This window comes from Sinobaca sp. H24 (assembly GCF_023845525.1).
Genome location: NZ_JALBWT010000073.1, coordinates 1 through 7,157 on the forward strand (window position 1 = coordinate 1; position 7,157 = coordinate 7,157).

The 7,157-nt window shown below is 51.0% G+C and carries 6 protein-coding genes and 1 pseudogene; 1 reads left to right on the top strand and 6 read right to left on the bottom strand.

Annotation, left to right across the window (positions count from 1 at the left end; translation table 11 throughout):
- The 6 genes and pseudogenes from MMY81_RS32625 to MMY81_RS32650 all read right to left on the bottom strand — a co-directional run.
- On the bottom strand, nt 1–1,735 hold a 1,735-nt coding region (locus MMY81_RS32625), incomplete at its 3' end, for an acyl-CoA dehydrogenase family protein (RefSeq protein WP_252316087.1).
- Between the two features lie 22 nt (nt 1,736–1,757).
- Nucleotides 1,758–2,471 (bottom strand): 2-phosphosulfolactate phosphatase, encoded by a 714-nt coding sequence (locus MMY81_RS32630; RefSeq protein ID WP_252316088.1) that lies wholly within the window; start codon nt 2,469–2,471, stop codon nt 1,758–1,760.
- Nucleotides 2,468–3,532 carry a phosphotransferase family protein gene (locus tag MMY81_RS32635; protein ID WP_252312384.1) on the bottom strand — a complete coding sequence of 355 codons (1,065 nt, stop codon included), beginning with the start codon at nt 3,530–3,532 and terminating at the stop codon, nt 2,468–2,470. Before MMY81_RS32635 ends, MMY81_RS32630 begins: the two co-directional genes overlap by 4 nt.
- A 10-nt stretch (nt 3,533–3,542) precedes the next feature.
- Nucleotides 3,543–4,400, bottom strand: a complete 858-nt coding sequence (locus tag MMY81_RS32640) for a 3-hydroxyacyl-CoA dehydrogenase family protein (RefSeq protein ID WP_252312383.1) — start codon at nt 4,398–4,400, stop codon at nt 3,543–3,545.
- Nucleotides 4,401–4,419: 19 nt separating this feature from the next.
- Nucleotides 4,420–5,193 (bottom strand): SDR family oxidoreductase, encoded by a 774-nt coding sequence (locus MMY81_RS32645; protein WP_252312382.1) that lies wholly within the window; start codon nt 5,191–5,193, stop codon nt 4,420–4,422.
- Nucleotides 5,190–6,404: pseudogene (locus MMY81_RS32650) on the bottom strand (acyl-CoA dehydrogenase family protein); the annotation flags it as partial. The pseudogene MMY81_RS32650 and the gene MMY81_RS32645, both read right to left, overlap by 4 nt.
- A gap of 173 nt (nt 6,405–6,577) precedes the next feature.
- Here MMY81_RS32650 and MMY81_RS32655 point away from each other — a divergent pair.
- Nucleotides 6,578–6,961: a DUF302 domain-containing protein gene (locus MMY81_RS32655; RefSeq protein ID WP_252312525.1), complete on the top strand. Its 384-nt coding sequence runs from the start codon at nt 6,578–6,580 to the stop codon at nt 6,959–6,961.
- Nucleotides 6,962–7,157 lie beyond the last annotated feature (196 nt).

Genomic DNA, 7,157 nt, shown 5'->3' on the forward strand with positions numbered 1-7,157 from the left:
CCGCAATGAACCGCAGGGCTTCCCTTACCGGCCGGGCCTCCTGGTATACTGCACATACTTTGTATATTGCCTCTGTGAGCGCTGTTTTTTCCTGTTCTTCCCCGATTTCTAAAATAAGCGCACGTGCGGTTCGTTCGGCCTTTTCCAGGCACGTGTACAGACACACAGACGTCAGCGCCTTCTTTCGCGGTGCTTCCTTTACTTTTTGAACCGCGGCCATGGTTCGAAGCAGCGTCGATTCCGCGGCATATAGCTGAATGGAGAGGTCCGCCAGGCTTATAAGCGTTTCCTGTTCATTTTTTATTTCTTTGCCGTACCTTCGTAGCGCCATTCCCGAACAGACGAGAAGCATTTCCCTTATAGCCTCGACTGCCCGCTGTTCTGGTGCGAGCATGCCATCAGCTGTCGGCTGAGGCTGATGGAGGGTTTGGGCAGCGTCACGTGCGAGGGTACCCAGATCGATTTCTCCTTTTGCGGCCCGGCGGAAAAGCGGCGCCGGTACCAGCAGCCGGTTGATCTCGTTGGTTCCTTCAAAAATACGGTTAATGCGGGAATCACGGTAAGCGCGTTCGATTTCGTATTCTTCAATAAACCCTGCTCCTCCATGCAGCTGCAGTGCTTCATCCACAACCAGATCCAATGTTTCCGAACCATATATTTTACAGATCGCACACTCAACGGCGTATTCCCTCAGCTGCTGGTTAATGAGGTGATGATCCGTCTCCGTATAAAGGCTTCCAAGTGCGTCTTCAAGGAGCCCTGCTGTCCGGTACTGTATGCTCTCCGCCGCGTATAGTCTGGCCGCCAGCCGGCCTGCTTTTTCTTTTGTAGCTGTAAAATCCGCAATCCGGCTGCCAAACTGCCGTCGTTCTAATATGAACGCCACCGTCTTTTTAAAGGCCGCTTTGGCTCCACCTACGCATGCCGATCCGAGGTTAAACCGTCCCAGATTGAGGACATTTAAGGCAATCAAATGCCCCTGTCCCACGTCTCCCAAAAGGTTTTCGCGGGGGACCATACAATCTTCAAGAACGACGCTTCTTGTTGAAGATCCTTTAATGCCCATCTTTTTTTCTTCGGGACCAAGCGACAGACCGGCAAATGTTTTTTCAACAATAAAGGACGTAAAGTGCTCTCCATCTACTTTTGCGTAAACGATGAATGTATCCGCAAATGCGGCATTGGTAATATAGAGTTTGGTTCCGTTCAGCAGGTAGCTCTGTTTGGCTTCCGACCAGACGGCCGTAGTCTGCGAGGCAAGTGCGTCTGATCCGGCATTAGGCTCGGTCAGACAGTATGCGCCCAGGTATTCACCGGAAGCTAGTTTGGGCAGATAGCGCCGCTTTTGATCGTCGGTCCCGTAATAGGTAATCGGAAGCGTGGCGATGCACGTATGATTGGAATGAGCCACCCCGTAGCTCGACGTTCCTCCCACCGCCTCTCCGACGACGGCCTTGCTTATCTTATCCATCCCAAGTCCGCCGTGGGATTCAGGGATACTGTGCCCAAGCAGGCCAAGCTCCCCTGCTTTTTTTAACAGATTGGTCGTTGTCGTAAAGTCCTGCTCTTCAATCCTGTTCCTTACCGGGAGCACATCATTTTCTATGAAACGTTCGGCTGTTTTGGCGATCATTCGGTGCTCCTCGGTCATATGTTCAGGGACAAATATGCTGTCCGGGCTGGTACTGCCGGTCATAAATGAGCCGCCCGGATGTTTGATCGTTGAATGCTGCATAGGTTCCTCCTTATAAAAAAGTCTAATTGGATATGCCGGTGTTTATATACCGGCATACAGCTGTACTGCTGTTAACGGTTGAAGCATACTCCAGGTCCTCTTCCATGTTATAGGCCAGCAGTTTTTTCCCTACGCGGGATGACTCGAGCACGTGCCGGGCGTTTGGTTCATTCTGATAGACGCTCAGCGCAGTTCGGGCAGCATCCGTCAACGTACAGGTTTTCTCTTTCAATACCGCATCAATTAAGCACCCTGCCCCGTACATATCCTCGAGGCTGATCTCCCCTGCATTGCCGGCCGCCGTAATAAGAAGAGTCGCCTCCTCTGGTTTAGCAGCTAGTACGAAAGCAAGCGCACGGGCGTTCACAAGCGATCCTGCATATACTTCCTCCGCGGACTGGAGTTTCCGGAGGGCGGCCGTCCCGTTCGTCGTCACTAAAATAACGGTTTTTTGTGCCCCGGCAGCCAAATGGACGGGTCCTGGATATACAAATCCTTCTATAGGACGCGCCTGTTCTTCCCCGGCCAGAATATAGGAGTCCGCTGGAAGAGAGGCTGCATGCTCTAGAGCTTCTTCACGCGTAGCGGCAGGAATCACCTGGACTGCTCCTTTTTCAAGGCAGGCAGCAATCGTCGTAGTCGCCAGCAGCACATCGACGGCGACCGCAATTTTCGAGCCGCGGACGAGCTGCGCTTCTTCTATCTCTTCTTTGCGCGTCAGGACATGAATATTCACGAACGGCCGCCTTTATGAGAACGTAACATTTCGCCTTCTTTCATCAACGTCTTAACGGTCCGGCCGAAGGAGGCAAAGCGCGGATCCGAGGTCTGGCCATTTTGATAGCGATAATAAATCTGCTGGGCGATAACGGCCAGCTTAAAGTAGGCAAAAACAAAATAGTAGTGCACCCCCGCCAGATCTCTGCCGCTGTGTAAACTGTACTGATGCATAAATTCGTCCCGGGTATAAAAACCGGGAAGCGTGGTCACCGGCGTGCCGCCAAGCGCATGCTTGACCTCATCCGGATCCTCCGCTTCGATCCAGTAGCTCAGCGCCACTCCAAGATCAGCAAGCGGGTCACCTACCGTGGCCATTTCCCAGTCAAACAACCCTTTCATCTGCCGTAAATCATTTGTAAACATCGCATTATTTAATTTGTAATCGTAATGAATGACGGTCGTTTCTTTTGAATCAGGGAGATGGGTCTGCAGCCATTTCATCAGCTGATCGGCAGCAGGTATATCATCAGTGGCTGCCCGCTGATAGCGGGAGATCCAGCCTTCCACCTGCCTTTTTAAAAAACCGTCCGGCCGGGTTATATTCATCAGCCCGGTTTGGGTATAATCTATCCGATGCAGATCCGCCAGGCGTTCTGCCATCTGCGTGGAAATATGCCGGCATAAGTCAGGGTCTGGCTCTATCTGTTCCGGAAACTGAGTGTCTAGAACTACACCGTGCTTGCGCTCCATAATAAAAAACGGGGCGCCAATGATGGACGTATCTTCTGTATATATAAGAGGATCCGGGGCGGCATCAAAAAACGGCTTAATTTCTTTTAAAAACGTAAATTCACGTTCCATATTGTGTGCTTTAGGTGCGACAGGCCCAAGCGGCGGCCGGCGCAGTACGGCTTCCCAGCCGTCTATGGACAGCGCATAGGTTAAATTGGAATGGCCTTCGGCAAACTGGGTGACATGCAGCGTGCCGGTCGGAAGATCTTCCATATGGGTACGCAGAAAGGTTTCCAGACGGTCTTTGTTTAGCTCTTCTCCTGATCGAACGGGAATTGTTGTCATATCCTGCCTCCTAAGAAGGGTACGTGTACCAGCCTTGGCCGGTTTTTCGTCCGAGGTGTCCCTGTTTAACTTTTTCTTCGATACAGGCGGCCGGCTTATCTTCGGGATCACCGGTTTCCCGGAAGCGCTGCTGCTGCACGAAGTAGCCCACATCAATCCCGGATAGATCCATCAGCTCGAATGGGCCGATCGGGTGGCGGAGTGCTTTTTTAACAATCGTATCAATGTCTTTGTAATCCGCAATGCCTTCTTCATAAAGATGAACAGCTTCTTTCTGCAGGGCGCCGAGAATGCGGTTGGCCACAAAGCCGGATATTTCTTTTCGAAGCAGTACCGCGGTCCGGTTCATCCGGCGGCTGACGGTTATGGCCGCCTGCGCCGTTTCTTCAGATGTGGCATCACTCATCACTACTTCCACACAGTCCATAACAAGCGGAGGGTAAAAAAAGTGCATATTCACCATACGGTCCGGCCGGTTTGTAGAAAGAAGACTATTGACAATCGTGGAGCTGTTTGTCGCCAGTACCGCATGTTCCGGGGCCCATTCGTCAAGCCGGCTGAATACCTCCTGCTTTACATCAAGCTTTTCTACGACCGCTTCAATCACAAAATCTGCCTGCTTTGCGGCCTCCTGCAGGTCTTCCGTGAAAGACAGCCGTTCGAATGCTTCCTTCTTCTTCTGTTCAGAGATTTTCTGTTTCCGGACCCAGCCATTCATCAGCTGTTCCAGCGTCGCGTCGGCTTTTTCCAGGTTATTTTTTTCGATATCGCAGAGGATGGTCCGATACCCTCCAAGTGCTCCTAACATAGCTATCTGATGTCCCATCTGGCCGGCCCCAACGACAGTGATCGTGTTTATTTCATTCATGCTTTCTCACCCTTTCTGGTTAACGTACGTGCGAACCGCCGTCTACAATGAGAACATCCCCTGTGACATAGTCAGACGCTTTGGAAGCGAGAAACAAAACCACTCCTTTTAATTCATCCGGTCCGCCAAATCGTCCGAGCGGGGTATTGGCCAGTATCGCTTCTCCTCCGTGCTCCATAATAACTTTGGACATTTTTGTCGGGAAGAAGCCTGGAGCGACTGCATTGACATGGACGTTGTGCTGCCCCCATTTGGAAGCCAGATCTTTTGTGAACGTAATAATGGCACCTTTGCTCGTATTGTAGCCGATCGTATCCATGACTTCAGGTGCGGAGCTTTTCAGTCCGGCGACCGAGGTAATGTTGATGATTTTCCCGGCCTGCTGCTCAATCATGACACGTCCGGCCGCCTGGCTCATTAAAAAGGTCCCGGTAACATTCACATTTAAAACTTTCTGCCAGGCCTCCAGCGGCATGTCAGCGGCCGGTGCCCCCCAGGTAGCTCCACTGTTATTCACGAGAATATCAATCGTTCCAAATCGCTTTTTTGTTTCGCTTATTACGTGTTCCACCTGGTCCTGGTTGGTTACATCGCAGGCGAAGGCGGCGGTCTGTATGCCCTTTTTTTCGAGGAGGGCAGCCGTTTCTTCACAGGTTTCGAGTTTGCGGGAACAAAGCACAATATTGGCCCCGGCCTCCGCCAGCCCTTCGGCAATCTGATAACCGAGTCCTCTTCCTCCTCCGGTCACTACAGCCGTTTTTCCCTGCAGTGAAAATAACTCCTGTACGTTCATTTGTTATCCTCCTTCGGCGTGTGTTTTTTCAGTTCAAGACGGGCAATCTGGGCCCGGTGTACTTCGTCGGGTCCGTCGGCAAGGCGAAGCGTTCGCGCATTTGCCCACTGTGCGGCCAGCGGAAAGTCGTCCGATACGCCGGCTCCCCCAAATGCCTGGATAGCCCGGTCAATCACGCGGAGTGCCATGGAAGGTGCTACCACTTTAATCATGGCAATATCTGTTTTTGCCTCTTTATTGCCAACCGTATCCATCATGTAGGCTGCGCGCATCGTCAGCAGCCGGGCCTGTTCGATCTCTATGCGGGAGTCGGCAATCCATTCGGCCACCACCCCCTGCTGAGACAGCTTTTTGCCGAATGTTTCCCGCTCTTGGACACGGCGGCACATGTACTCAAGCGACCGTTCGGCTGCCCCGATCAGGCGCATGCAGTGATGAATACGGCCTGGACCAAGTCTGCCCTGGGCAATGGCAAATCCTTTACCTTCGCCCCAAATCATATTTTCCTCCGGCACCTGGACATTGCTGAACGTAATTTCTGCATGTCCGTGCGGAGCATGATCATACCCAAACACAGACAGGGTCCGCTCTATCGTAATACCGGGGGTATCCAACGGAACGAGAATCATCGACTGCTGTTCATAGCGCGGGGCTTCGGGGTCGGTTTTCCCCATGAATACGGCAATTTTACAGCGGGGATCTCCGGCGCCGGAGGACCACCATTTTGTGCCATTGAGCACATAGCTTCCATCCTTTTTTGTAATGCGTGCCTGAATATTAACCGCGTCTGAGGAGGCGGTATCCGGTTCTGTCATCGTAAAACAAGAGCGTATCTCGCCTTGCAGCAGCGGTACGAGCCACTGCTGTTTCTGCTCTTCGCTGCCGTATTTAGAGAGCACTTCCATATTTCCTGTATCCGGAGCGCTGCAGTTGAATACTTCCGGGCCGATTAACGAACGGCCCATGATTTCACAGAGCGGCGCGTATTCCAGATTGGTAAGCCCGGCCCCATGCTCGCGGTCAGGTAGAAATAAATTCCATAATCCGGCTTGTTTCGCTTTTTTCTTTAATTCTTCCATTACAGGAGGGACTGCGCTCCAGCGCGTATCCATTGCATTCAGCTGCTTCTCATACACGGATTCATTGGGATATACATGCTCCTCCATAAACGCTGTGAGCTGCTCCTGGAGCTTACGTACATTTGGTGAATAGAAAAGTCCATCTGCTTCTCTCCTCCTTGTATACTAACCGGTTGGTATGTTGACAGTATAGCAAAATATGTAAGCGTATACAAAATATTTTTTAAGTAACGTTCCCGCTTGACAATATACTCCATGGGGTATATTATAACGATTAGTAATTCACTTTAAGGAGGAACAAAATGATGTTTCATTATACTGTTGAATCGACCAAAACCGTAGAGGATGCCGCAGCTTCACTGGAGAAGCATCTTCAGACTGCAGGATTCGGCGTGCTGTGGGATTTTGACCTGCAGGCTAAGCTGATCGAAAAAGGACTTGAATTTCCGGAGCCTTATCGTATTTTGGAAGTATGTAATCCAAAAGAGGCGGAAAAGGTCTTACGCCGCCATAAAGCGGCCGGGAATTTTCTGCCCTGTAAAATTACAGTATACGAAGACAATGGAGTGACTCATATTGGAATGCCCCGCCCGACCGTACTAATCGGATTTATAGAGGATCCGGAATTAAAAAGTATTGCCGAAGACGTAGAACAGCGTATGCAGCAAAGCATTGATAACTCTAAATAAGAAAGGCTGACAAAACGAATGACAGAGAAACAAACGATTAGACAAACTACCCCGAATGAGGTGGAAGCTTCCGCGGATGCCCGGATAATTGATGTGAGAGAACCAAATGAAACGGCAGCCGGGCATATTCCCCGGAGCCGACCTGATTCCGCTGGGTGAGCTGTTTAACAAGACTGAAATGAATTAATAGAGATAC

Coding starts and splice junctions, on each gene's coding strand:
- MMY81_RS32635 (WP_252312384.1), bottom strand. CDS start 3,532: ATGACAACAATTCCCGTTCGATCAGGAGAAGAGCTAAACAAAGACCGT.
- MMY81_RS32655 (WP_252312525.1), top strand. CDS start 6,578: ATGTTTCATTATACTGTTGAATCGACCAAAACCGTAGAGGATGCCGCA.
- MMY81_RS32640 (WP_252312383.1), bottom strand. CDS start 4,400: ATGAATGAAATAAACACGATCACTGTCGTTGGGGCCGGCCAGATGGGA.
- MMY81_RS32645 (WP_252312382.1), bottom strand. CDS start 5,193: ATGAACGTACAGGAGTTATTTTCACTGCAGGGAAAAACGGCTGTAGTG.